Genomic DNA, 417 nt, shown 5'->3' with positions numbered 1-417 from the left:
GCATGGTAATCATCACCACGCTGATCATCCTGTTCGCGCTGTTCGCCTTTTAACCCACTGCTCGGTTCTGGCTAACCCGATTCTGGTTTTTGCCTTCCTGCTGCTGGGGTTAAGTCTGATGGGTCTGACCTTCGGGCCAATGGGTGCGCTGTTACCAGAGCTGTTTCCGACAGAAGTGCGTTACACCGGAGCATCGTTCTCTTACAACGTAGCGTCGATTCTCGGGGCTTCCGTTGCGCCATATATCGCAGCCTGGTTGCAGACTAACTACGGGCTAGGTGCGGTGGGGTTATATCTGGCGGCGATGGCTGGCTTGACGTTAATCGCCCTGCTGCTGACCCATGAGACGCGACATCAGTCGTTGTAATAAGAGTGAAAAGCCTGATGCGCTACGCTTATCAGGCCTGAATTTCCATA

Annotated in this window: 1 protein-coding gene; it reads left to right on the top strand. The window is 53.7% G+C overall.

What is annotated here, in order from left to right; translation table 11 throughout:
- Positions 1–367 (top strand): MFS transporter (locus tag C3489_RS38150; protein WP_219822016.1); only part of this gene is annotated, 367 nt, incomplete at its 5' end.
- Positions 368–417: the final 50 nt, after the last annotated feature.

It is taken from the genome of Streptomyces sp. Ru71 (assembly GCF_002920535.1).
Classification (GTDB): domain Bacteria; phylum Actinomycetota; class Actinomycetes; order Streptomycetales; family Streptomycetaceae; genus Streptomyces.
The sequence above is the reverse complement of the archived record's forward strand: the minus strand, read 5'-3'. Positions and strand labels throughout refer to the sequence as shown.